This is a genomic window from Lentzea sp. NBC_00516 (genome assembly GCF_036346835.1).
Classification (GTDB): domain Bacteria; phylum Actinomycetota; class Actinomycetes; order Mycobacteriales; family Pseudonocardiaceae; genus Lentzea; species Lentzea sokolovensis.
In genome coordinates, this window is record NZ_CP107840.1 from 8,563,525 (window position 1) to 8,587,548 (window position 24,024).

Sequence of the window (24,024 nt, forward strand, 5' to 3'; positions counted from 1 at the left end):
CGTTCCGGTCTTGACCGGTTCTGCAAGTCGTTGCAGGTCTGACCGGGAACGTTGTCAGGCACTCAGGGGTGGCAGGTAAGTTCGCTCGTCATGCGAGCACTTCGCCGGTTCACCGTCCGAGCCAGCCTGCCGGAGCCCTTGTCCGCGCTCAGCACGCTCGCCACCAACCTGCGCTGGACGTGGCATCCGCCCACGCAGGACCTCTTCGCCTCGATCGACCCGCGCGTCTGGTCCGAGGTGGGTGGCGATCCGCTGCGCCTGCTCTCCGTCGTCGACGCGGGGAAGCTGGAGTCACTCGCGAGAGATGAGCAGTTCCTGCTCAAGCTCCACGCGCTCGCCTCCGACCTGGAGCGTTATGTCGGAGGGCCGCGCTGGTACCAGCGCAGGCAGGAGGAGATCACCCAGCGACGTGAGCACGGGGCGCCGGACACACCGCTGCCCACGAGCGTCGCGTACTTCTCGATGGAGTTCGGCGTGCACGAGGCGCTGCCGAACTACTCGGGTGGTCTCGGCATCCTCGCCGGCGACCACCTCAAGGCGGCCTCCGACCTGGGCGTTCCGCTCATCGCCGTGGGTCTGCTCTACCGGTCCGGCTACTTCCGGCAGTCGCTGTCGCTCGACGGCTGGCAGATCGAGCACTACCCGGTGCTCGACCCCCGCGGGCTGCCGCTGGAGCTGCTGACCGAGCCGTCCGGGCTGCCGTTGCTGGTGCACGTGGCGATGCCGGGCGACCGGATGCTGCGCGCCAAGATCTGGAAGGCGCAGGTCGGGCGCATCCCGTTGCTGCTGCTCGACTCGGACGTGGAGCAGAACGACGAGGACCTGCGCGGCGTCACCGACCGGCTCTACGGCGGCGACCAGAACCACCGCATCCGCCAGGAGATCCTCGCGGGCATCGGCGGGGTCAGGGCGGTCAGGACCTTCTGCGAGCTCACCGGGCACGCGCAGCCCGAGGTGTTCCACACGAACGAGGGACACGCCGGGTTCCTCGGCCTCGAACGGATCCGCGAGTACATCACCAACGACGGCCTCGATTTCGACCAGGCACTCACGGCCTCGCGCGCCGGTGCGGTGTTCACGACGCACACGCCCGTGCCCGCCGGCATCGACAGGTTCCCCGTCGACCTGGTCCAGCACTACTTCGGCGCCGAGAACCTGGTGCCGGGCGTGAACACCCAGCGCATCCTCGCGCTCGGCGCCGAGGACAACCCCGGCATGTTCAACATGGCCCACATGGGCCTGCGGCTCGCCCAGCGCGCGAACGGTGTGTCCAAACTGCACGGTGAGGTCAGCCGGGACATGTTCCGGGCCCTCTGGCCGAACTTCGACGGCACCGAGGTGCCGATCGGCTCGGTGACGAACGGCGTGCACGGCCCGACGTGGGCGGCGGCCGAGATGAGCAAGCTGCTCGGAGCGTCCGAGTCAGACACAGTGGACACCCGCATGGGGTTCGGCATCGGCGCGTTCGAGCCGGTCACCGACGCGGGGCTGTGGGAGCTGCGGAGCACCCTGCGAGGCCGCCTGGTCGACGAGGTGCGGCGCCGGGTGCGCGAGTCGTGGCTGCAGCGCGGCGCGTCGGCGCTGGAACTGGGCTGGACCGACGGCGTGTTCGACCCGAACGTGCTGACCGTGGGCTTCGCACGGCGCGTGCCGACGTACAAGCGCCTCACGCTGATGCTGCGTGACCCGGAGCGGCTGCGTGCGCTGCTGCTGCACCCCGAACGGCCCGTGCAGCTCGTCGTGGCGGGCAAGTCGCACCCGGCCGACGACGGCGGCAAGGCGCTGATCCAGCAGATCGTGCGCTACGCCGACGAGGCGGGCGTGCGGCACCGGATCGTGTTCCTGCCGGACTACGACATGTCCATGGCCCGGTACCTGTACTGGGGCTGCGACGTGTGGCTGAACAACCCGATGCGCCCCCTCGAAGCGTGCGGCACGTCCGGCATGAAGTCGGCGTTGAACGGTGGCCTCAACCTGTCCATCCGGGACGGATGGTGGGACGAGCTGTACGACGGCTCGAACGGCTGGGCCATCCCGACGGCGGACGGCGTCAACGACCCGGTCCGCCGGGACGACCTGGAGGCCAACGCCCTGTACGAGCTGCTCGGTCAGCAGGTCGCGCCGCTGTTCTACGACCGCGGCGAGGACGGCGTGCCGACCCGCTGGATGTCGATGGTCCGGCACACGCTGGCCTCGCTCGGCCCGGTCGTGCAGGCCTCCCGCATGGTCCGCGAGTACGTGGAGACCTACTACGCGCCGGCCGCCGCGTCCGCGCAGAACGTCGTCGGTGAGGGCTACCGGGGCGCCAAGGAGCTCTCCGCGTACCGGCACCGGCTGCGCGCGTCGTGGACGCGGGTGCGGGTGCTCGACAGCGACCTGGTCCTCGGCGGTTCCTCGGTGCCGGTGCTCGGGTCGCCGGTCATCGTGCGGGCGCGCGTCGAGCTGGCAGGGCTGGAACCGTCCGAAGTGGACGTCCAGGTCGTGCTGGGCAAGGTGTCGCACGACTCCGACGAGTTGAAGGACATCGTGTCCGCGCCGATGAACTACGCGGGCAACGGCAACTACGAGGCCGAGGTGCCGCTGCCGCACGCTGGAGCGCTCGGCTACACCGTGCGCGTGCTGCCGCGGCACGGCCTGCTGGCGACCTCTGCGGAACTTGGCAGGGTCGTTCTGGCTAGTTGATCGCTTTACGAGATCGACACAGGGCATCCAGTTCGCCTTCAAACGGCGGGCTGGATGCCCTGATGTGTTCGTCTTCCTTGTTGCCTGTTCACTGGTCGTGACGAGCTTCAGGCGTGTGCCCGACTTTGGGCTTCCCTCAAACGAATGACCCCTTTTTCGAGTGGGTGAATTCGTGATCTCCGCTGGTAGGGGCACGTGTGCAGGCTTACGCTCCATGGCATGGAATGAACCGCTCCTGAATTCATTGAGGGATTTCCGGTGCGGCTCCAAGTGAATTGCGCATTTGAGGAAGAAGGTAGCCGTGAAGAAAACGATTACCGCACTCTCGCTCGTCGCAGCTCTGTTCACCGCCTCGACCATCCCGGCTGCCAGTGCGTCGCCCGCCGCGCCAGAACTCCCAGCCGCCTGCGCCGGTCTCGTCACGGACCTCGCCGCAAAACTCACGAAAACCGTCAGCAGTCTCCTGCCCCTGCCCAACGTGGGCGCAGTGACACCGTTGATCGGTGACCTTCTCGGCCTCGTGACCGCGTTGCAGAGCTCCGGCTGTCTGCCGACACCCCCGGTGAGCGTGCCGGGCGTGCCGATACCGGTGAAGACGGCCGAGTACACCGGCCCGGTCGACCAGTGCCTGCCGGTCGTGCTGAACCTGATCTCCACCATCGCGGGTCTCGGCGGCACGGTTCTCGGCGCCGCCGGTGGTGCGCTACCTGACGTCGGCAAGCTCACCGGCCTGCTGACCACGTTGCTCAAGACCGTCACCGACCTGCTGAGCAAGTGCGGCCTCCCGGCGCCTCCCGGCGGCCTGCCCTCACTGCCCGGCCTCCCCGGTCTGCCGGTCGAGAACAGCTGATCTGAAATCGCGGGGTGAGAAGGGCCCGTCACCGGTCTCGGTGACGGGCCCTTCTCGTGTGCGCGGAGCGTGACATTCCATTGGTAGCGGAATATGCGTGTCGAGCTGCGCGGTCACCCATTTGTCGCAGTTCAAGCGTTTTCCGGTAAAGCACACAATGGTGCTACCGATTCGTTTCTGAGCGGAAGTTGTGGTTAACCTGCAATTGCTCGATCCGCTGCAATCAGAACGGAACAAACGCAGATGATCAAGAAAGCAATCGTCCTCGGAGTCGCAATCGCAGGCATGGGCCTGTTCGCGTCGACCGCACAGGCCGCTCCCACCCAGAGCAGGGATGTGCTGGACACGCAGCTGGTGGGCCCGATCTCCATCACCGCGCTGTCGCACAACCCGTGGACTCCCGGCAACGGCAACGTCACCGGATCGGGCAACATCGGAGGCAACGGAAACAACGTCGGAAACAACAACAACGGCGGTAACGGCAACAGCAACGGTGGCGGCGGCAACAACGTCGGTGCGGGCAACTCGGGTGGGAACGGCAACAATTCGCCCGGTTTCCCCGGCTGAACCGACCGCCTGCGTTAGCTGATCTCCAGACGGGCGCGGGTCGCCGCCACCCGCGGGCTCCAGCCCGCGAGCTCGTGCGCTTCGGCCACGAGTTCGCGGGCCTTCGCGTTGTCGCCGTCCGCCATCCACGCCCGCGCGATGGTGATCAGGTCGTCGGCGCGGCCCACAGCGTTCTCGCTCGACTCGGCGGAGTAGCCGGCGAGCTGCCGGGCCGTCCTGGTGTCGCCCTCGATCAAAGCCATGATCGCCAGCGTCCCGTTCGCGCGCTGCTTCGGGTATCCGGCCTCGTAGGCGTTGCCGAACATGCTGCGCGCGGTCTCCAACCCGACCTCAGGCGGGAACTGCCCCGACTCGACCGCCAGCACGGCGACGCCGGCGGTGGTCGCCATGACGAACGCCAGGTCGCGCGTGCTCAGGTCGTCGCGTCCGGTCAGCCCGATCACCGTCTGCAGGGCTTCGAGGTACCGCTCGCGGGCGCACGCCGTCACGATCTTGAGCCCGACGACGGTGAGCAGTTCGGGGTGCTCCCGCACCAGCCCGGCGTAGATCCGCTCGGCCTCGTCGAGGTCACCGCGGCGATAGGCGTCCATGCCGGCGGCCACGCCCGGCCGCGCCTCCAGCTCGCCGAGCGGCCGTCCGGTCATCTTCGGCAGCGAGAACACGTACCAGCCCAGGCTGGTGTGGCCGGCCTTCTCGACCGGCACGAGCTGCAGCAGGAAGCAGGCGGTGGCGGCGAGGGCCATGCCCTTGCCGAACGCGCTGCCGGTCGCGAGCCACGTCAGCGCCGCGAGCGCCGCGCAGAAGACGATCGCGAACGCTCCGGTCAGGACGGTCCGCCTGCGCACACCCGGCTTGAGACCGGTGATCCCGATCGTGGCGAGCACGGGGATGGTGCGCAGCACCACCCGCTGGTGCGTCCACGTCCACGACTTGACCTCGGCGCCGAGACCGATGATCACGTGGGTGATCCGGAGTCCGAAGAGGACGGCGCCGAGCGCCAGGCCCGCCTGGACCGCGGTCAGTTCCACGAGCAGGCCGACCAGTGCTCCGGCGAGGCCGAGGTAGAACTCCGGGAGGGTCCAGACGACCGTGCCGGCCACCACCAGTGCCGTCACGATCCAGCGCACAACTGTCACGATCACCAGACGTTACCGGCGTGACAGCGGTTCCCCTCGTCAGACCACCGGCGGCGACCCGCCCTCGCGGATCGGCAGTCCGGCCGCGCGCCAGCCCCGGTACCCGCCGACGAGGTCCGTCGCGTTGGGCAGCCCGACCCGTTGCAGGTCCCGCGCCGCCAGCGACGACGACCAGCCCTCGTTGCACACCACGACGACGGTCGTGTCGGCGGTGAAGTCCGGCAGTCGCCAGTCGCCGTCCGGGTCGAGCCGCCACTCCAGCACGATCCGCTCGACCACGACGGAGTTCTCGATCTCGCCCTCGGCCAGCCGGTTGTGGGCCGGCCGGATGTCCACGACCAGCACGTCCTCCAGCGCGAGCACCTCGTGCGGTTCCAGCCGCTTGAGGTGTGACCGCGCCTCTTCGAGGATGGTGTCGAGGTTGCTCACGGGCCCTCCAGGTCGGCCAGCTGACGCAGTTCTGCCAGCGGCAGGCGCTGCGCGGGCAGCGGCGGGATCGAGTCGGGGATGTCGAGCAGCGACGCGTACTCGCGGGTCGGCACGAGCGGCGGCGAGTAGGCGTGCACGGTCGCGGCCGGGCCGTCGAACGGGTTGAGCACCTGGTGCGCCCGCCCGGACCCGAAGCCCAGTGCGTCCCCGGTGCCCCGCACCGCCGACCGGATCGGCCCGGCGGGGTAGCGGTAGTCCTCCTGCAACTGGCCCGTCAGCACGGTGAACGAGCCCGCCGAGCCGCCGTGGTCGTGCGGTTCGGTGCCCTGGCCGGGCAGCCACGACAGCAGCCACAGTTCGACGCCCTCGGTCAGCCCCAGCCGCGCCCACCAGCGGTGTTCGGTCGAGTAGTCGAGGATCTGGAGCAGCCCGGTGGTCAGCTCGCTCGCCACGAACGAGGTCAGGTCGCGCAGCTCGCGCGGCGTCCACAGCGACCGGGACGGGTGGATCACGTCACGCAGCAGCTGACTGTCCAGCGTCGGGTGGAGATCGAATTGATCTTGGTCGGCATAGGTCGAAGTCACGCACTCGCTCCTGAAGGCCGCGTCGGGTACGGGGTAGCGATCAAGACGCGACGCAGGGCGCTGTCAGCGCATGCGTCGCGTCGAGCTACACCCGCACGACGCGACGAGCACGAGGTCGATCGTGCGGTCTGTCCAGCAATAGACGACCACGAGCGTGATGGTGCCAGACGTTCTCCGAATGTGGCTAGAGCGTCCACTGGCCGGAAGAACCTCTGCCACAGAGTCAAGTCACCGCAAGGAGTTCAGCGCGGGAGCCGGAGCAGCAGCAACGAGCGCGCCGCCACCGTCACCTTCTCCCGCGGCCCGAAAGAACCGGGATTGGCGGGGGAGCCGTCCGCCGTCGTCGTGTCCAGGTACGGCTCGTACGCCGGCCCGTAGCGCTCGTGCGGCAGCGTCACGCTGATCTCGTCCGCACCGGCGTGCATCAGCATCAGCCACGAGTCGTCGGACACGAGCTCGCCGTCCCGTGTGCGCGAGAGGCAGTTCGAGCCGTCGATGAACATGCCGAGCGTGCGGCGGCCCTCGTCGAACCAGTCCGTCTCGGCCATCTCCAGCCCGTCCGGCCGGAACCACACCAGGTCCGGGTTGCCGCTGGGCGTCGTGCGGCCCTCGAAGAACTCGGGCTGCCGCAACGCCGGCGACGACGCGCGCAGGTCGATCAGCCGCTGCGTGAACCCCAGCAGTGCCTCGCCCGCATCGCTCGTCGTCCAGTCGACCCACGAGATCCGGTTGTCGAGGCAGTACGGGTTGTTGTTGCCGCCCTGGGTGCGCCACATCTCGTCGCCCGCGGTCATCATCGGCGTGCCGGTCGACAGCAGCAGCGTCGCGAGCAGGTTCCGCGCCTGCCTGGCCCGCAGCGTCAGGACCTCGGGATCGGTCGTCTCACCCTCGGCGCCGCAGTTCCACGAACGGTTGTCGTTCGTGCCGTCGCGGTTCTCTTCGCCGTTGTCCTCGTTGTGCTTGTCGTTGTACGACACCAGATCGCGCAACGTGAACCCGTCGTGCGCGGTGATGAAGTTAATCGACTGCCAAGGCCGGCGAAGGTCGTCCGCGTACAGATCTGAAGACCCGGAGAGCCGGTACGCGAGATCGCGCACGGACGTGTGGCCGCGCCAGAAGTCACGGACCGTGTCGCGATAACGGCCGTTCCACTCGGCCCACTGCACCCCGAAGTCGCCGACCCGGTAGCCGTCGCCCGTCGCGTCCCACGGCTCGGCGATCAGCTTGGACCGGCACAGCACCGGGTCCGTCGTGATGGCCGTCAGCAGCGCGCTGTCGCGGTCGAAGAACCCGCCGCCGGGACGGCCCATGGTCGAGGCGAGGTCGAACCGGAACCCGTCGACGCCCATCTCGTCCGCCCAGTACCGCAGCGAGTCCGTGACCAGCCGCACGACCTGCGGCGACCCGGCGTCCAGCGTGTTGCCGCAGCCCGTGATGTCGACCGTGCTGCCGCCACCGGCGTGCAGGTAGTACCCCGGCGCGTCGTAGCCGCGGAACGAGAGCGTGGGCCCGTCCGGACCGCCCTCGCAGGTGTGGTTGTAGACGACGTCGATCAGCACCTCGATGTTCGCCGCGTGCAGTGCCGCGACCATCGTGCGGAACTCCTGGATCTCGCGGCCCGGCTCGCTCGCGTACGCGGCGTGCGGTGCGCAGTAGCCGAGCGGCGAGTAGCCCCAGTAGTTCGTCGCGCCCCTGCTCAGCAGCGACGGCTCGTCCTGGAACGTCTGCACCGGCAGCAGTTCGACCGTGGTGACGCCGAGCCGGGTGAGGTGCTCGATCGCCGCCGGGTGCGCGAGGCCGAGGTACGTGCCGCGCAGCTTCTCCGGGATCTCCGGGTGGTTCTTCGTGAAGCCCTTGACGTGCATCTCGTAGATGACGGCCTCTTCGAACGGCACCTCGGGCTTCACGCCCGTGTCCACGCCGCCCGGTGAGCTCACGACGCTCAGCGGCACGCTGCCGAGTGAGTCGACCGCGGACGGCGGGCCGTGCATCGGATCGCCCACGTACCCGAGCACGGCGTTCAGGTCGGTGACCCCGCCCTCGATCTGCCGCGCGTACGGGTCGACCAGCAGCTTCGCCGGGTTGCAGCGCAGGCCGCGGCCCGCGTCGTACGGCCCGTGCACCCGGAACCCGTACCGCTGCCCAGGCGTGACGCCGGGCACGAGCCCGTGCCAGACGCCGAACGTCCGTTCGGTCAGCTCGACCCGTTTCTCGGCTCCGTCGTCGCCGATCAGGCAGACCTCGACCGCGTCGGCGACGTGGGACGTCACCGCGAACCGGACACCGCCTGCTTCGGCGTGTGCCCCCAGCGGGAACGGTCGGCCTGCCAGCACCTCGGACTCGGGTCGCGTAGCCATACCTCCGATCTTGGCATCTGCCACCGACAAAAAACTTGAGAGTTCACACAGGCGGCCCAGCGGCCTCACCCGGTGCGAGGGACACCCCGATGGAGGACCCGTGCATGGCCGTTCGGAAGAATGGAGCCGTGGCGGACGTCGACGTGACAGATCTGGTCGTGCACATGGCGGGCGTATCGGTCCGCCGCGGGAAGAACACGCTGGTCGGAAACATCGACTGGAGCGTGGAGCTGGACGAGCGCTGGGTGGTTCTCGGCCCGAACGGAGCCGGCAAGACGACCCTGCTGCGGCTCTCCAGCGCCGACCTGCACCCGACCAAGGGCAAGGTCCACCTCCTGGGTGAACGTCTGGGCAAAACGGACGTCCAGGAGCTCAAGCCCCGGATCGGTCTCTGCTCCGCGGCGCTTGGCGGCCGCATCCCGCCCGACGAGACGGTCGTAGACCTCGTCGTCTCCGCCGGCTACGCGGTGCTCGGCCGCTGGCGCGAGGAGTACGGCAAGCAGGACACGGACCGCGCCCGCGAGCTGCTCGGCACCCTCGGCATGGCACACCTCGCCGACCGCCTCTACGGCACGCTGAGCGAGGGCGAGCGCAAGCGCACGCTGATCGCCCGCGCGTTGATGACCGACCCCGAGATGCTGCTGCTCGACGAGCCCGCCGCGGGCCTCGACCTGGGCGGCCGCGAGGACCTGGTCGCGAAGCTCTCCGAGCTGGCGCTCGACCCGGACGCGCCCGCGATGGTGCTGGTCACGCACCACGTCGAGGAGATCCCGCCCGGCTTCACGCACGCGTTGCTGCTGCGTGAGGGCTCGATCGTGGCGCAGGGGCTCTTGGACGACGTGCTGACCGAGGAGAACCTCTCGAAGACGTTCGGTCAGGACCTCGAACTGCAAAAGTCGGGGGAGCGGTTCTTCGCTCGCCGAAAGGTCTGAGAAGCTACCGCTAGGTAACGTGACGTCAGCGCGCCCGAGTCGCGAGTTCGCGTCGGTCGTCCGGTCGCCTCTTCGGGTCAACCGCCGAAGGCGATTCGGGCCGAAGCGGCGGCCGGACGGCCGACAAAGGGCGAACGAGCCGCCGTCTGCGGAGCAGCGGCAAAGGAGGCACAGTGGCTGAGTTCGTTCGGCTTGATGTTCAGGACGGGATCGGGACGATCCGCCTGGAGCGGCCGCCTATGAACGCCCTGAACCGGCAGGTGCAGACCGAGCTCCAGGCCGCCGCGAAGGAGGCCTCGGAGCGTTCGGACGTCTACGCGGTCATCGTCTACGGCGGCGAGAAGGTCTTCGCGGCCGGTGCGGACGTCAAGGAGTTCGCGCAGATCTCCCACGCCGAGATGACGCTGCGGGCCAAGGGCCTGTCGGACGCTCTCGGCGCGCTGGCCTCGGTGCCCAAGCCGACGGTCGCCGCGATCACCGGGTACGCGCTGGGCGGCGGCTTCGAGGTCGCGCTCGGCTGCGACCGCCGCATCGCCGGCGACAACGCGAAGGTCGGCCAGCCCGAGATCCTGCTCGGCCTGATCCCCGGCGGTGGCGGCACGCAGCGCCTCGCCCGGCTGATCGGTCCGTCGAAGACCAAGGACCTGCTCTACAGCGGCCGGTTCGTCGGTGCCCAGGAGGCGCTGGCGATCGGCATGGTCGACGAGGTCGTGGCACCCGACGACGTGTACGCCGCGGCCGTCCGGTGGGCCAAGCAGTTCGTCGGCGGGCCCGTGCTGGCCCTGGCCGCGACGAAGGCCGCCGTCGACGGTGGTCTCGACACCGACCTGGAGTCGGGTCTGAAGCTCGAGAGCCACCTCTTCGCGGCGCTGTTCGCGACGGAGGACAAGAAGGCGGGCGTGGAGTCGTTCATCGAGAACGGTCCTGGAAAGGCGAAGTTCAGTGGCAACTGACCCGGCACCCAACCCGCACGCGACCGCGGAAGAGGTCGAGGCGGCCTACAAGGACACCAAGCTCGCGCAGGTGCTCTACCACGACTGGGAAGCGGGCACGTACGACGAGAAGTGGTCGATCTCGTACGACGACCGCTGCATCACCTACGCGACGGACAGGTTCCGCGCCGCCGCGGGTGACGTCGGCCCGTACGAGCACGCATTGGAACTGGGCTGCGGCACCGGCTTCTTCCTGCTGAACCTCATGCAGGGCGACGTGATCAAGAAGGGCTCGGTCACCGACCTGTCGCCCGGCATGGTCGAGGTCGCGCTGCGCAACGCCGAGCACCTCGGTCTCGACGTCGACGGCAGGGTCGCCGACGCCGAGCGGATCCCGTACGACGACAACACGTTCGACCTCGTCGTCGGCCACGCGGTGCTGCACCACATCCCCGATGTGGAGGCGGCGATGCGCGAGGTGCTGCGGGTGCTCAAGCCCGGCGGCAAGTTCGTGTTCGCGGGCGACCCGACGAACATCGGCAACTTCTACGCCCGCAAGCTCGGCCAGGCGACGTGGTGGCTGACCACCAACATCACCAAGGCCGTGCCGGTGCTGGGCGATTGGCGCCGTCCGCAGGAGGAGCTCGACGAGTCCTCCCGCGCCGCGGCCCTGGAAGCCGTGGTCGACCTGCACACGTTCGACCCGGATCAGCTCGAGGCCACGGCTCGCCGTGCGGGTGCTGTTTCCGTTCGTGCGACGACCGACGAGTTGTCCGCGGCTCTGTTCGGCTGGCCGGTGCGCACGTTCGAGTCCGCCGTGCCGCGCGAGAAGCTGGGCTTCGGATGGGCGATGTTCGCCTACCGCACCTGGCAGAACCTCTCGTGGGTCGACCAGAACGTCCTCTCGAAGGTGCTGCCGCGCGAGGTGTTCTACAACGTGTCGATCACCGGCGAGAAGACTTCCTGAGTTGGGCTACGCGTTCACCGCTGCCGACGTGGCGTTCCTGCGCTCTGCCGCCGGAACCGCCGCGTTGGCCGAGGTGGACGCGTTGCCTTTTTCCGACGCTTCCCGGTTGCGCGACGTCGAGGTGGCTCGGAAGCTTCTCGGGCCGTCGTTCGCCCCGGTCGTGGAAACCGTGCTGCTGCGGCGTCGTGCGGCGTCCAAACTGGACTCCGCCGGCTCCTGGCTCTTCACCGACGACGCGCTTCAGCAGGCCACGGCCTCCGCTGTCGCTCGGCATCGCGCCCTGCGGTTCGCTGGTCGCGATGTGCACGACGTGACGTGTTCGGTGGGGGCGGATCTTTTCGCGTTGAGCGCGGTGGCGTCCCGTTGCCTCGGCTCGGACCTCGATCCGGTGCGGCTTGCCATGGCGCGCAACAACGTTCCGGGTCAGCTGGTCGTTCAGGCCGACGCTCTGCGGCCGGTGTCGAGAGCCGGTGCCGTCACCGCCGATCCGGCCCGCCGCGATTCCGCCGGGCGTCGCAAGTGGAACCCCTCGGACTTCGTGCCGCCGCTGGACGAGCTGTCCGAGGTGTACGCGGGCGTTGATCTCGCGGTGAAGTGCGCTCCCGGCATCGACTTCGCGGTCGCGCCGTGGGCCGCCGAGATCGAGGTCGTGTCTCTGGACGGCGCGGTCCGGGAAGCCTGCCTGTGGACCAGAGGCCTTGCCACGCCTGGGGTTTCGCGTCGTGCTTCCGTTCTGCACGGCTCGGATTCGTGGACCCTGACGGACGCCGAACCCGACGACTGCCCGGTCGCCCCGCCCGGCGCGTGGATCATCGATCCGGACGGTGCGGTCGTGCGCGCAGGCCTGGTGCGGCACTACGCGGCCCGGCACGGGTTGTGGCAGCTCGACGAACGCATCGCGTACCTGAGCGGGGACAAGCCGCCGCCGGGCATCCGGGCGTTCCGTGTGCTCGAACACGGGCACTACACGGAGAAGTCGCTCAAGTCGTTGCTGAAGACGCGCGGGGTCGGCCGGCTGGAGATCCTGGTGCGCGGCCTGGACGTCGACCCGAACACGTTGCGCAAGCGGCTGAAGCTCTCCGGTTCCGCGTCGGCCACGGTCGTGCTGACCAGGATCGGCTCAAAGCCCGTCTTCGTGCTGTCCGAGGCTGAGCGCACCTAGCAGCAGGTCGAGGCGGGTCACGTCGTGCACCGGTCGCAGTCTCTTGCCCTGCATGAGGGTCGCGATGCCGTGCAGTGAGCTCCAGAAGACCTCAGTCAACGCTTCCAGGTCTCGCTCGCCTCGAACGGGTTCGACCGCGGCGACCAGTTCTCCGAACGCGTCGAGCAGTTCCTGCGGCACCTCGTCCGTGCCCCACGGAATGTCGGACTGCTGCACGAACATCGCGTCGTAGAGCGCGGGCCTTCGCCGCGCGAACTCGAGGTACGCCTCCGCCGCGGCCCGCAGCCGTGACTCTCCTCGCGACGGACGGGCTTTCCGCAAAAGCCGGGCCAGCTCACCGCACCCCTGGATCGCGACGGCGCGCACGATCGCGTCCTTGCCCTTGAAGTGGCTGTAGAGCACCGGCTGGCTGTACTCGACCTTCTCGGCGAGCCTGCGCGTGGTGACCGCGTCCCAGCCGTCCGCTTCGGCCAGGTCCCGGGCGGCGTCGATGATCAGCTGATGGCGTTCGGCCCGCTCACGCTCACGCCGGTTCTGGATGCTCACCCCGCAGAATCTAGCACTGCTAGACAACCGAGCGCTCGCAGTGTTAGCGTCGCTCCTGTCGCTAGCACTGCTAGATTCTTGCGGAGGATGCAATGCGTTTGACCACGATCATGGGATGGCTCGTCGTGCTGGCCGGCTTCTACTTCGGCCTCAGCTACCTGCTGAACGGCGACGGTGCCGCGGCGGGTTTCGGCATCGTCGACCCGACCGGCTACTACGTCGTGAAGGGCGTGCGCGACGTCGCATATGCCCTGACGGCCCTGATCCTGCTGCTGATGGGCCAGCGGCGAGCCCTGGGCTGGGTGGTCCTGGCGGACTCGATCATCCCGATCGGCGACTGCCTCGCCGTGATCACGCACGGCGGCACGGTGGGCTACGCGCTCATGGTGCACGGCTCGGCAGCCGTGCTGGTGCTGCTCACGGCCGGTTTGCTGCTGCGGGAGACAATGCCCGAACGGCCTCGCGCAGTTCCGGCTCAGTGATCTCCCCGAGCAACAGCCCGGTCAGCACGTGGAACGCCCGCGCCAACTCGTCGGGATGCGTGGACAACACGAGCGTCCCGGTGAACGCGCCGGCGTTCCGCAGGTCGTCCAGCCCTCGCCCCTGCACCGCGTTCACCTCTTCGCGCAGGCACCACAACGACATCACGTGGTCGCGCATCCCGTTGATCATGTAGACCGCCTGCCACGAACGCCCGCGCGCGATGGACGACCGCGCGTGCAGCGCGTACAACCAGGCAAGCCCGATGAGCCCGTCCCGGTCGGGCTGCCCGGCCTGCGGCAGGTCGTTCGTCTCGCCGAACAGCAGCTTGAACGTGGGCCCGGTGGCCCCGAACTCGTCCGACGGCCAGAACGCGACGTCCACCTGCAACGTCGACCGCATCAGGAACACGCGGAACAGCACCGTGCCGTGCCGAACGTCAAGATGGCTGACGGCACCGCACGCGTACATCAACGCCGTCCAGTCGTCGACCACCGCGTCCAGGTCGCGCTCGACCGACAAAGCGAAGTCGATGTCGGACCAGCGATCTTCCCTGCCCACCGCCGCTGACCCGGTCAGCGCCGCCCCGACCACCCGTGGATCGACGTCGGCGGCGTTGATGAGATCGCGGCGCAACTGATCACGCTCAGAAACCGAGAACACGGTCCAAGATTATTGACTGCGGCATCAGCTTCGCTGGAGACCGCGACATTCCACGTCAGCCGGGCTTGCGCACGAGATTCGTGTACCCCGCCAGCGCCAGCGTCGCCAACCCCCACACAGCGAGTTGCACCAGCCAGATGGCCGCCGTGAACGCCTGACCCTTCTTCGACGCGGTGTCCAGATCGCACCTCGTCCGCATCCCGGTCATCGCCAACGGCAACCCGCGGTCCAGCCCGAGCCCGACCAGTTCGACCGTGGAGCAGGGAACTCCCGCACTGATGACCCGTTCGGCGACGTGATGTCCCGGACGGGTGTCGACCTGCCCTGCCCACCAGCCGATCGCCCCGGCGGCGACCAGGACCAGCAGCAGCGCGGCGGCGGTGCGGCGAGCCCGATAGCCGTACCCGGCCAGCACTCCCCACAGCCAGTGGAACCACCGCGTCAACGGCCCACCCAACGACTGAGGGCTGCGCCGGCGCAGATCCGTCTGTTGTGCCATGAGAATCCGGCGCACGGTGCCGTCGTGCCCGGCGGCTCGCTCGACCGCGGCCAGCCGCTGGTAGGACGAGGCGTGATAGGCGGGGGTGTGGCAGCGGATCACGTGCAGCCACTGTTCCCAGTCCCATCCCGATCCGAGGGCGGGGTAGGAGAAGTCGTCGATGCGGACGAGACTTTCGTGTTCGCACGCCGGGCCGCGGCCGAGCGCGGGGCACAGTGCCGCGTGCGGCAACCTCGCGGACACCCCCACCACCATGTGCTGGAGGTTCATCACCAGGTTCGACTGCGGCCTCAGTTCGACCGTGTCCGCACAACCGAACCTGCCGTCGACGTGGGTGCCGATCAGGCTGAGCGCGGGGCCGTCGCCGCCCGCGGAGAACCGGTTCTGGCCGATCATGACCAGGGAGTCGCCGATGCGGGCGCGGTCGGCCCTGATCGCGGGACCGGCCGTGTTCGTCAGGGTCGCGCCGGCGAACTGGAGGGCGTTCCCGATGCGGGCGCCTGCCAGGTCGGCCGCGCCGAACTCGTCGTGCCCGGTGAGGAGAAGACGGTCCCGCAGCAGGAAGTTCCCCTCGACCTGGATCCCGTTCGACTCCAGCGCGGGTCCCGCGGCGTTGGTGATCTCCGTGCCCGTCATCTCGACATGTCCTGAGATGTGAGCGCTGACGAGGCGGACCGAGCCCGCCTCACCGTGCCCGGTGATCCGATTTCCCTTGCGCAGCGAGAAGTTGCCGCCGACGGTGATGTTGTCGAGGACCAGCGCGGCACCGGCGCTGTTGGTGATCTCGGACTCCGCGACCTTGAAGTTCGCCGCGACGTGGGCGCCGAAGAGGTTGAGCGCGCTGCGCCCGTCCCCGGCGATCCGCACGCCTCGCAAGGCCAGGTTGCCGCCGACCTTCAGTCCGTCGGCGTGCAGCGCGGCGCCGCCGGTGTTGGTGATCTCCAGGTCCGCGAACTCGACGTCGCCCGCGATGCGCGCGTCGAGAAGCCTGATCGTGCCGCGGGCGTCGTCTCCGGTGATCTGAATCCCGCCGCGCAGGAACAGGTCGCCGTCGAGCTGGAGGCCGTTCGCGTGGATCCCGGCACAGCGTCCGCCGTAGAAGTGCAGTTCCGGCAAGCTCGCGTAGCGGGCCATGACGGGCTCGTCGATCGTGCAGTCGCTGAAGCTCAACCCTGCCACGGCTTTCACGCGGACGAGGTCGAGAGTGCCCTCGATCCGCACCCCGCGCAGCTTCACCCCGCCCGGATCGAGCTCACCGCGGCGACCCATCAGCAGCTCCCTGACCAGGCCCGCCCGCACCACGTTGGCGGGCTCGGCGCACTCCAGCCACTCGCCGTCGCGGGCCGCCTTGATGAGCCGCTGCTCGATGTCGCTCACGTCCGGATCATCCCCTCGGTGGGTGCGGCCCGGCCGGTGAACCGAGCCGCACCCACCGGGATGGACTAACCCAGTGCCACCGCGAAGATGTGCATGTTGGCGTCATCCGGCAGCACGACGCTCGCCAGCGTCTTGCCCTCCGGAGCCACGTACGTCTTCGTCGCGAAGATGTGCGTGGCGACCTTCTCGCTACCGCCGCCCGACTGGTTGCGGTACGGCGTGTTCGCGAGGATCACGTTGCCGAAGCTCGGTGCCGCCCCGCCGCCGCCCAGCGTCCAGTCGCTGAAGCCGACGTCCACCGCCGCCGTGGTGCCGTCCGTGAACGTCACCGTGGCCGGCTTCGTTCGTGCTCCGTTGGCCGCGGAGCCGACGAAGGCGAGCTTGGTTCCGGACAGGGTGAGCGTTTGCTTCGTGGCGGTCGCGTTGTCGGGACGGCCGGGAGGCGACGACGGCCACGTGAACGTGAGGCCGTCGACGGTGCTCGTGCCGCCAGGCGGAAGACCGGCCGTGGCCAGCGCTTCCCGCGAGTAGCTGTAGCCGCCGCCGTCGAAGTCGCCCTCGCCGTCAGCGTCGGCGGAGGCTCCCACGTTGTTCACGGCCGCGAGCATGCTGCCCGCCGGCGCGACCTTCACCGTCTGCGGCAGCACGACCGGCTTGGCCGCGCCCTCGACGGTCACCGTCACGGTGATGTCGTAGAAGCCCTGTGCCGTACCGGCTTCGGCCGTGACCGTGAACTCCGAAGGCACGGCACCGGTGGTGGGCGTGAACTTCAGCGTCTCCGGACCGGTGATCGTGTAGGTCGCCTTCGGGTCTCCGTCGTAGAGCTTGACCGAGTTGACCTTCGCCGTGACCGACTTGCCGGGCTCGACCACGAGCTGCCGCGGTTCGACGGTCAGGAAGTACGGCTGGTCGTGCTTGATCGGCTTCTCGCCGTCGCGGAACGACGGTGGGGCATCCGTTGCACCCGTGCCCCAAGAGGAAGCGGTCTTGCCCAGCACGAAGTCCAGCTTGCCGCCGCGTTCCACGAACGACTCGGGCAGCCAGGTCTTCGAGGACGCCTTGCCGTTGACCTTCAACGACTGCACGTACTTCGTGGCGGCGTTGGCCTGAGGCGCGTTGATCGTGATGTCCTTGCCGCCACCCCGGTTGATCTTCACCGACGTGAACAGCGGGCTGCTCAGCACCAGCTCGGCGCGGGACGGCACCTGCGGGTAGATGCCCATCGCGGTGAACACGAACCACGACGACATCGCGCCGAGGTCGTCGTTGCCGGGAATGCCGCCGGGGGCGTTCTTCCACAGCGTGCCGATCGTCTCGCGCAGCGTCTCCTGCGCCTTGGCGGGCTGGCCCGTGTAGTTGTAGAGCCACGGCACGTTCACGGACGGCTCGTTGTCCAGTTCGGACTTCGCACCGCCCTTGCCCGTCAGGGCCCAGCTGCCGTCCGCGTTGTGGAAGAAGTCGTCCAGCCGCTTGTTGGCACGCTCACGGCCGCCCAGCGAGTCGACGAGTCCGGCGACGTTGTGCGTGACCATCCACGTGTACTGGGCGCTGCTGCCCTCCACGAACCCGTTGCCGGTGTCCGGCGTGAAGTCCTTGACCCACGTGCCGTCGGCGCTGCGGTTGCGGATGTAGCCGCCGGTGCTGTCGGCGACCGGGTCGAAGTTGTTCTGCCACCACTGCGCGCGTTCGGCGAACGTCTTCGCGACCTTCTTGTCGCCAGTGCGTTCGGCGAGCTGGCTGATCGCGAAGTCCGCCGCGGAGATCTCCAACGTCTCCGCCGCGCCACCCCACGCGTTCGACACGGACGGCATGTACTTGTTCTGCAGGTACTTGTCGAGCGACGGCCGCTGCCCGACCGACATCACGGCCCAGCCGTCCTTGCTCAGGTCCAGCGCCGTGGGCACGGTCGCGGCCTTCACCAACGACTTCAGCGACGCCTTGACGTCGTACCCGTCGCCGCCGAACGCCGAGATGGCAGCCAGCGCGATCGGCGCCGGGTCGCCGTTCATCACGTGCGTGCCGCCGCCGTTGTGCGTCCAGCGGTCCCACACGCCGTTGTTCTGCTCGGACTGGTTGAGCAGCGACTGCGCGATGTCCGAGCCGATCTGCGGTTCGAGCATGGTGAGCAGCTGCAGCTGCGATCGGTAGATGTCCCAGCCGGAGAACGTGCCGTACTGGGCTTTCTGCCGTCTCTTGTCGATCTTGTGGGTCTTGCCGTCGAATCCGGCGTACTCGCCGTTGACGTCGCTGAACAGGTTGGGGTGCAGCAGGGAGTGGTACAGCGCGGTGTAGAACTTCGTCCGCTCGTCATCGGAGCCGCCGCCGACCTCGATGCGCTTGAGCTGCTTCTGCCACGCGATGTACGCGTTGTCCCTCATGTCCTCAATGGACTGACCCTTGTTCTCGGCCTTGAGGTTCGCCTTCGCGTTGTCCAGGCTGACGTAGGAGATGCCGACCTTGACGCCGACCTGCGAACCGGGCGCGAACCCGAGGTAGGCGCCGGAACCCTTGCCGAGCACCGGCCAGCCGTTCGTCCCGTACGTCGTGCCGCCCTTGGAGGACGTGCTTCCGGCCGTGACAACGTTGTCCTGGTACGTGCCGACCTCGGTGAACGCCTGGTCGAACTCCGCCACGAAGTGCAGCGTGTAGTAGCTGCGGCGGCCGACCTGGTTGATGTAGCCGCAGAAGTTGCCGCTCGTGACGCTGCCGGTGATCGTCCGCTTGTCCTTGTCGATCACCGTCTGGGCGTCGGACGAGCCGACCTGCGACTTGGAGGTGTTGATCAGCACCGTCGCCGGCTTGTCGGCGGGGAAGCTGAACCGCGCGGCACCGGTGCGTTCGGTGGCGGACAGCTCGGCCTTCGCGCCGGACTTCAGGGTCACGTCGTAGCGGCCGGGCTTGGCCACCTCGTCCGCGTGCGCGAACTCGCTGGCGTAGACCGCGTCGGTCGCGTCCGTGGTCGGCGACGTGGTGACGGCCCCGACGTGCGGGAAGATCGGGATGTCACCGCTTCCGCCCGCGCAGCCGGTCCCGGACATGTGGGTGAGGCTGAAGCCGCGGATCTTCGTGGCGTCGTACCGGTATCCGCCGGGAGCCGCGGCGCGCAGGGTGTTGCCGCGACTGGCCTCCGGGCTGAAGGAGAACATGCCGAACGGCACGACCGCGCCGGGAAAGGTGTTCCCGAGGTTGGTCGTGCCGATGAACGGGTTCACGTGTGCTGCCGGATCCGGCACCACCTGGATCTGGGGCTGAGCGGAGGCAGGGACCACTCCGAACGTCATGGCCACCGCTACCGCAGCTGTCGTGAGGACTCTTCGCTGCATGGTCGCGGACCCTACTTTCCGTGCCCGCTCAACCCCAGACAGCGACGTGAAGTTGTCGTCAAACGGACAAGCGCTGCTCCATGAAGGCCCTCAGCGCGGGCCAATCGCAGTCTTCCGCGACCTCTACCTGGTGCTTTCCCTCGATGAGCGCACCCTCGTCGTCGATGTCGAGGCCGTGCGTCTTCAGGTGCAGGGTGCCGGGCACGATCGCCTCCGCCACGGCGACCGCGTCGTGGATCAGGATGCCCTCCTCGCGCCCGGACATGTTCTGCTCGGAATGCCTCGCGAGATAGGCCCGGTAGGTCCCGGTGAGGTTGCTCAGCACGGGGTCGACGTTCGCGAGGAACTCGGTGTCCGCGATGCACCGCTGGGTCAGGTTGAGCGGCACGACGATCGGGTTGCCCTTGCGGACGACCGTCCGCGCGGCCTTGGCGTCCGCCCAGAAGTTGAACTCGGCGCGCGCGGTCATGTTGCCGAGGCCGAGCCCGCCACCCATGACGATCAGCCGCGGGAACTCGATGCCGGCCTCGAGCGCGTGAGCGATGTTCGTCAGCGGCCCGATGGCCGCGACCACGGTGTCCGGCTTGACGTTGTCCGCGAAGAACTGGACGACGTCTTCGCCGCGGACGCCCTCGGTGTTCTCCGGCAACGTGTGCGCCTGCCCGCCGAGCCCGTCCTCGCCGTGCACGTCCGCCGCACCGCCCGGCCCGCCGAAGCCCCTGATCACCGGCACGTCGGTGCGGCCGAGGTGGGCGAGCAGGCGCAGCGCGTTGGCCGTGGTGAGGTCGAGCCCGACGTTGCCGAAGACCGTGGTGAGGCCTTTCAGCTCGACCTCGGGACTGCGGGCCGCGAGCGCGATCGCGAACGCGTCGTCGACGCCGGGGTCGGTGTCGATGATGAGAGGAATCGCCATGTCCCTAGGGTGCCTGAGACTCGGCGCCGACCTCGGACACGTCCCACACGACACAGCGCACACCGGGAGGTTCAGTCGCGCCCTGGTCGAGCATGTCCTGGTGGTAGCGGCGCGCGTCCGCCTCGTTGTCGTAGACCTGGATCATGTGGCCGTCGAGCGTCCACGTGCCGTGCACGAACCCAGGTAGCCCGACCTTGCTCGACGCCATCAGCGGCACCTGCGCCCGCAGCGCGTCGATCGCTTCCGCGTCGATGTCCCAGACACCGATGACCGCCCACATGTCGCACCTCGCGTTCGCCGAGGCCACTATTAGAACCGTTTCCAGCCCGCCGGCCGCCCGAAGTTAGAGTCTTCGTCCATGACGAGCATGTGGGGCGCACCTGTCTGGACTCGCTGGCGCAGGTCGCGCCGGGACCCGATGCAGGCGCGGTTCCTCACGATGGCCTCCCTGCGCTGGGTCCTGCGCCACCGCGCCTACACGCCCTGGTACATCGTGCGGTACTGGCGGCTGCTGAAGTTCCGCCTGCTCAACCCGCACGTGGTGCTGCGCGGCATGGTGTTCTTCGGCAAGCGCGTCGAGATCATGGCCCGCCCCGGCTTCGGCCGCATGGAGATCGGCCGCTGGGTGCACATCGGCGACGGCAACGCCATCCGGTGCCACGAGGGGTCGCTGCGCATCGGCGACAAGGTCGTGTTCGGCAAGGACAACACGGTCAACTGCTACCTCGACATCGAGATCGGCGCGTCGTCGCTGGTCGCGGACTGGGTCTACATCTGCGACTTCGACCACAAGATCGAGGACATCACGCTGCCGATCAAGGACCAGGGCATCGTGAAGTCGCCGGTGCGCATCGGGCCGGACTGCTGGCTCGGCGCCAAGGTGACCGTGCTGCGTGGCACTCGGGTCGGCCGCGGGTGCGTGCTCGGCGCGCACGCCGTGGTGCGCGGGGACGTGCCGGACTTCAAGATCGCGGTCGGGATGCCGGCTCGGGTGGTGCGGGATCGGCGGGCCGACTACGAGGCCGACGCGCAGCGGCGGGCGGACATCGCGGACATGGCCCGCAAGGCCAAGGAGGCGCTGGACAAGTCGCTGGAGAGCCCGGCGTGATCTCCTATGACCGGGTCTACACCGCCGCCGACTACGCGACGGCGCCGAAGGAGCCGGGCGTCTACGTGTGGTTCTTCGACGAGATTCCGGACGGCGTGCCGACCGAGGACTGTCACGTCACCGAGTACGGCACGGCGCTCTACGTCGGCATCGCGACGGTGAAGCGCACGCTGAGGTCCAGGCTGCGCAACCACTTCCGCGGCAACGCGTCCGGCTCGACGTTGCGCCTCACCCTCGGGTGCCACCTCGGCCTGCCGTTGCGGCAGGTGGGGTCGCGGCTGACGTTCGGCGATCAGGAACCGGTCGTGAGCGAGTGGCTGGCGGCGCACGGCCGCGTCGCCTGCGTCGCCGATCCGGATCCGGGACGGCGTGAGGACGAGCTGCTCCTGTCCGGCCGGTTCCCGTTGAACATCCAGGGCAACCCGCACCCGTACGCGAAGAAGGTCAGCGAGTTGCGTGCCGCTGCCAGGTCAGCGGCACGAGCTCCGGGCGCTTCGGGGTGAAGCCGTCACCGGGCTGCCGCCCGATCAGCTTGTTGCGTGTCCGGGTGTAGGCGACGGGCAGCACCTGGTCGCGCAGCCACCGCCAGTGATCGAGAACGGAAGCGCTCGCGGCCGTGCCCTCCAGCGGCATCAGCCAGGACTCGTCGAACCGGATGTCGAGCGCCGACAGCACGTGGCCGGCCAACCGCCTGTGCCCCAACGACGACAGGTGCAGGCGGTCCGGGCCGAAGTAGCGTGAGTCGTGCACGCACTCGTCGGCCTCCACGTCGACCAGCACAGCGCCGTAGCGCGAAGCCGCGGCGCGCATGGCGGAGTTCAAGGTCTCGATGCGCGGACGCATGCGCCGGCCGAACGGCATGCGGTGCGAGATGTCGCTCAACGTGAAGACAGCGACAGTCGACGCGAAGGACGTCACGGCGCGCACCATCGCGTCTGCCCGCTCGGCGATCTGGTCCAGAGTCGCGTTGGACATCACGTCGTTGCCGCCGCCGAAGAGCACGACCAGGTCGGGCTCCAACGCCGCCGCGGACGGGACCTGCTCCACCAGCATCTGGTCGAGACGGCGGCCGCGCACGCCCAGGTTGGCGTAGCGGAAGCCCGGCGCGTCCAGTGCGGACGCGACCCGGTCCGCCCAGCCCCGGTAGCGGCCGTCGGGGAGCAGGTCGTCCAGGCCCTCGGTGCAGCTGTCCCCGAGTGCCACGAAGCGTTGGTATTTCATTCAGTCCTCGGTCACCTGTTGTTAACGGGACCGGCGACTGTAGCGGACCTAGGTGAACAGATTTCCCGTCGCGATCTTGGGGCGGCCCAGGACGCGTGGTTCGCGCACCAAAGCCTTGGCGTAGACCGAAGCCGTGTCGGTGGCGATCGTGGCCCAGTTGAAGTCGGAGACCAGACGAGCCTTGGCGGCGCGGGCACGGGAGGCGGCCGAGGCGGGATCGGACAGCACGTCACGGACGGCGCGCGTGAGCCCGTCCACGTCACCGGGGGCGAACGACAGGCCCGTCACCCCGTCCAGCACGACCTCGCCGAGACCACCGGCGGTCGACGCGACCAGGGGCGTTCCGGCGGCCGCCGCTTCCAGGGCCACGATGCCGAAAGGTTCGTAGCGGGAGGGCAGCACGACGGCGTCGGCCGCGGTGAGCAACGCCGCCAAAGACCTGTCGGACAGATGGCCGACGAACTCCACGGCCCGCAACACGCGGTGCTTGCGCGCCTGGTCCTGCAACCACTCGGTCTGCGAACCGCCTCCAGCGACGACCACGCGCGTGCCCCGGTGGACACGGCGGATCCGGGGGAGTGCGGCGATCAGGTCCTGGATGCCCTTCTCCCACTCGATGCGGCCGAAGAACAGCAGCAACGGATCACCGTGCGGCGAGTACGTGCGCCGAGCAGCGCCGACGTCCTTCGCGCGCACCTTCCAGCCGCCCGGCTCGATGCCGTTGTGCAGCACGGAAACGTCGGCGGTGTCCACTTCGAACAGATGCGCGACCTCGCCGCGCATCGCCGACGAACAGGTGATCAGCGAGTCGGCGCGGTTCGCCAGCCACCACTCCACCGAGTGCACCTGCTGGTTCAGCGGGTGCGACAGCCAGCCGGAGTGCCGGCCGGCCTCGGTCGCGTGGATCGTCGCCACCAACGGCACGCCGAACGCCTCGGCGAGCGCCACGGCCGGATGCGCGACCAACCAGTCGTGCGCGTGCACGACGTCGGGACGCCACGAGTCCAGCGCCAGCCCGGCACGCGTCATCGCGTGACCCATCGCGAGCGTCCACGCCAACAGGTCCTTCTCGAACACGAAGTGCGCGGGATCCTCGGCGACGCGGACCAGCCGCACGCCCTCGCTCACCACGTCCACCGTGGGATGCGTGATCGCATCGGTGCCCGAAGGTTGACGGCACAGCACGACGACGTCGTGCCCCTGCGCGGCCAACTGTGTCGCGAGCGCGTGGACGTGCCTGCCCAGCCCGCCGACGACCACCGGCGGGTACTCCCACGACAACATCAGCACGCGCAT

The 24,024-nt window shown here is 68.8% G+C and carries 22 protein-coding genes; 10 read left to right on the forward strand and 12 right to left on the reverse strand.

The features are described 5' to 3' along the window. Nucleotides 1-90: 90 nt before the first annotated feature. The 3 genes from glgP (at nt 91) to OG205_RS39640 (ending at nt 4,099) form a co-directional block, all read left to right on the forward strand. Complete coding sequence (gene glgP / locus OG205_RS39630) at nt 91-2,682, forward strand: alpha-glucan family phosphorylase (RefSeq protein WP_330272942.1); 2,592 nt, start codon at nt 91-93, stop codon at nt 2,680-2,682. A 301-nt stretch (nt 2,683-2,983) separates the two neighbouring features. After that, nucleotides 2,984-3,532, forward strand: a complete 549-nt coding sequence (locus tag OG205_RS39635) for a hypothetical protein (RefSeq protein ID WP_330272943.1) — start codon at nt 2,984-2,986, stop codon at nt 3,530-3,532. Nucleotides 3,533-3,775: 243 nt separating this feature from the next. Beyond that, entirely contained in the window at nt 3,776-4,099 is a 324-nt protein-coding gene (locus OG205_RS39640; protein ID WP_093592931.1) for a hypothetical protein, read from the forward strand. Between the two features lie 14 nt (nt 4,100-4,113). Here OG205_RS39640 and OG205_RS39645 read toward each other — a convergent pair whose 3' ends face one another. The 4 genes from OG205_RS39645 to glgX all read right to left on the reverse strand — a co-directional run bounded on the left by OG205_RS39645 (nt 4,114) and on the right by glgX (nt 8,605). Beyond that, nucleotides 4,114-5,226, reverse strand: a complete 1,113-nt coding sequence (locus OG205_RS39645) for a hypothetical protein (protein WP_330272944.1) — start codon at nt 5,224-5,226, stop codon at nt 4,114-4,116. A 48-nt stretch (nt 5,227-5,274) separates the two neighbouring features. Continuing rightward, a complete protein-coding gene (locus OG205_RS39650; protein WP_330272945.1) occupies nt 5,275-5,664 on the reverse strand; it encodes a rhodanese-like domain-containing protein in 390 nt (129 codons plus the stop codon). Then, complete coding sequence (locus OG205_RS39655; RefSeq protein ID WP_330272946.1) at nt 5,661-6,248, reverse strand: cysteine dioxygenase; 588 nt, start codon at nt 6,246-6,248, stop codon at nt 5,661-5,663. Before OG205_RS39655 ends, OG205_RS39650 begins: the two co-directional genes overlap by 4 nt. Nucleotides 6,249-6,490: 242 nt before the next feature. Then, complete coding sequence (gene glgX / locus OG205_RS39660; protein ID WP_330272947.1) at nt 6,491-8,605, reverse strand: glycogen debranching protein GlgX; 2,115 nt, start codon at nt 8,603-8,605, stop codon at nt 6,491-6,493. Nucleotides 8,606-8,709: 104 nt separating this feature from the next. Between glgX and OG205_RS39665 the strand changes: the two genes are divergently transcribed. The 4 genes from OG205_RS39665 to OG205_RS39680 all read left to right on the forward strand — a co-directional run bounded on the left by OG205_RS39665 (nt 8,710) and on the right by OG205_RS39680 (nt 12,598). After that, entirely contained in the window at nt 8,710-9,537 is an 828-nt protein-coding gene (locus tag OG205_RS39665; RefSeq protein ID WP_330272948.1) for an ABC transporter ATP-binding protein, read from the forward strand. A 173-nt stretch (nt 9,538-9,710) separates the two neighbouring features. After that, nucleotides 9,711-10,490 (forward strand): enoyl-CoA hydratase/isomerase family protein, encoded by a 780-nt coding sequence (locus tag OG205_RS39670; RefSeq protein WP_330272949.1) that lies wholly within the window; start codon nt 9,711-9,713, stop codon nt 10,488-10,490. Next, nucleotides 10,480-11,436, forward strand: coding sequence for a class I SAM-dependent methyltransferase (locus OG205_RS39675; protein WP_330272950.1), 957 nt, complete (start codon nt 10,480-10,482; stop codon nt 11,434-11,436). The genes OG205_RS39670 and OG205_RS39675 overlap by 11 nt, the downstream gene beginning before the upstream one ends. 1 nt (nt 11,437) lies before the next feature. Next, nucleotides 11,438-12,598, forward strand: a complete 1,161-nt coding sequence (locus OG205_RS39680; RefSeq protein WP_330272951.1) for a THUMP-like domain-containing protein — start codon at nt 11,438-11,440, stop codon at nt 12,596-12,598. On the opposite strand, the gene OG205_RS39685 is transcribed toward OG205_RS39680, so the two are convergent. Continuing rightward, nucleotides 12,557-13,144 (reverse strand): TetR/AcrR family transcriptional regulator, encoded by a 588-nt coding sequence (locus OG205_RS39685; protein WP_330272952.1) that lies wholly within the window; start codon nt 13,142-13,144, stop codon nt 12,557-12,559. The genes OG205_RS39680 and OG205_RS39685 overlap by 42 nt on opposite strands. A 92-nt stretch (nt 13,145-13,236) precedes the next feature. Between OG205_RS39685 and OG205_RS39690 the strand changes: the two genes are divergently transcribed. Further along, nucleotides 13,237-13,626, forward strand: coding sequence for a DUF4267 domain-containing protein (locus tag OG205_RS39690; RefSeq protein ID WP_330272953.1), 390 nt, complete (start codon nt 13,237-13,239; stop codon nt 13,624-13,626). Here the strand turns inward: OG205_RS39690 and OG205_RS39695 are convergent. From OG205_RS39695 to OG205_RS39715, 5 genes are all read right to left on the reverse strand, one after another. Continuing rightward, nucleotides 13,562-14,287 (reverse strand): nucleotidyltransferase domain-containing protein, encoded by a 726-nt coding sequence (locus OG205_RS39695; protein ID WP_330272954.1) that lies wholly within the window; start codon nt 14,285-14,287, stop codon nt 13,562-13,564. The genes OG205_RS39690 and OG205_RS39695 overlap by 65 nt on opposite strands. A 55-nt stretch (nt 14,288-14,342) precedes the next feature. After that, nucleotides 14,343-16,163, reverse strand: a complete 1,821-nt coding sequence (locus tag OG205_RS39700; protein WP_330272955.1) for a hypothetical protein — start codon at nt 16,161-16,163, stop codon at nt 14,343-14,345. 65 nt (nt 16,164-16,228) lie between these two features. Continuing rightward, nucleotides 16,229-19,486, reverse strand: coding sequence for a GH92 family glycosyl hydrolase (locus OG205_RS39705; RefSeq protein ID WP_330272956.1), 3,258 nt, complete (start codon nt 19,484-19,486; stop codon nt 16,229-16,231). A 58-nt stretch (nt 19,487-19,544) separates the two neighbouring features. Continuing rightward, nucleotides 19,545-20,399: a nucleoside hydrolase gene (locus OG205_RS39710; RefSeq protein ID WP_330272957.1), complete on the reverse strand. Its 855-nt coding sequence runs from the start codon at nt 20,397-20,399 to the stop codon at nt 19,545-19,547. A 4-nt stretch (nt 20,400-20,403) separates the two neighbouring features. Beyond that, nucleotides 20,404-20,679, reverse strand: coding sequence for a hypothetical protein (locus OG205_RS39715; protein WP_330272958.1), 276 nt, complete (start codon nt 20,677-20,679; stop codon nt 20,404-20,406). Nucleotides 20,680-20,757: 78 nt separating this feature from the next. On the opposite strand from OG205_RS39715, the gene OG205_RS39720 reads away from it, so the two are divergent. Both OG205_RS39720 and OG205_RS39725 read left to right on the forward strand, forming a co-directional pair. Next, on the forward strand, nt 20,758-21,507 hold the full coding sequence (locus OG205_RS39720; RefSeq protein WP_330272959.1) for an acyltransferase: 750 nt from the start codon (nt 20,758-20,760) through the stop codon (nt 21,505-21,507). Then, nucleotides 21,504-22,010, forward strand: coding sequence for a GIY-YIG nuclease family protein (locus OG205_RS39725; protein ID WP_330272960.1), 507 nt, complete (start codon nt 21,504-21,506; stop codon nt 22,008-22,010). Before OG205_RS39720 ends, OG205_RS39725 begins: the two co-directional genes overlap by 4 nt. Here the strand turns inward: OG205_RS39725 and OG205_RS39730 are convergent. Both OG205_RS39730 and OG205_RS39735 read right to left on the reverse strand, forming a co-directional pair. Beyond that, nucleotides 21,952-22,728, reverse strand: coding sequence for an SGNH/GDSL hydrolase family protein (locus OG205_RS39730; protein WP_330272961.1), 777 nt, complete (start codon nt 22,726-22,728; stop codon nt 21,952-21,954). The two genes, OG205_RS39725 and OG205_RS39730, sit on opposite strands and share 59 nt — an antisense overlap. A gap of 48 nt (nt 22,729-22,776) precedes the next feature. Continuing rightward, nucleotides 22,777-24,024, reverse strand: a complete 1,248-nt coding sequence (locus OG205_RS39735; RefSeq protein WP_319977718.1) for a glycosyltransferase family 4 protein — start codon at nt 24,022-24,024, stop codon at nt 22,777-22,779.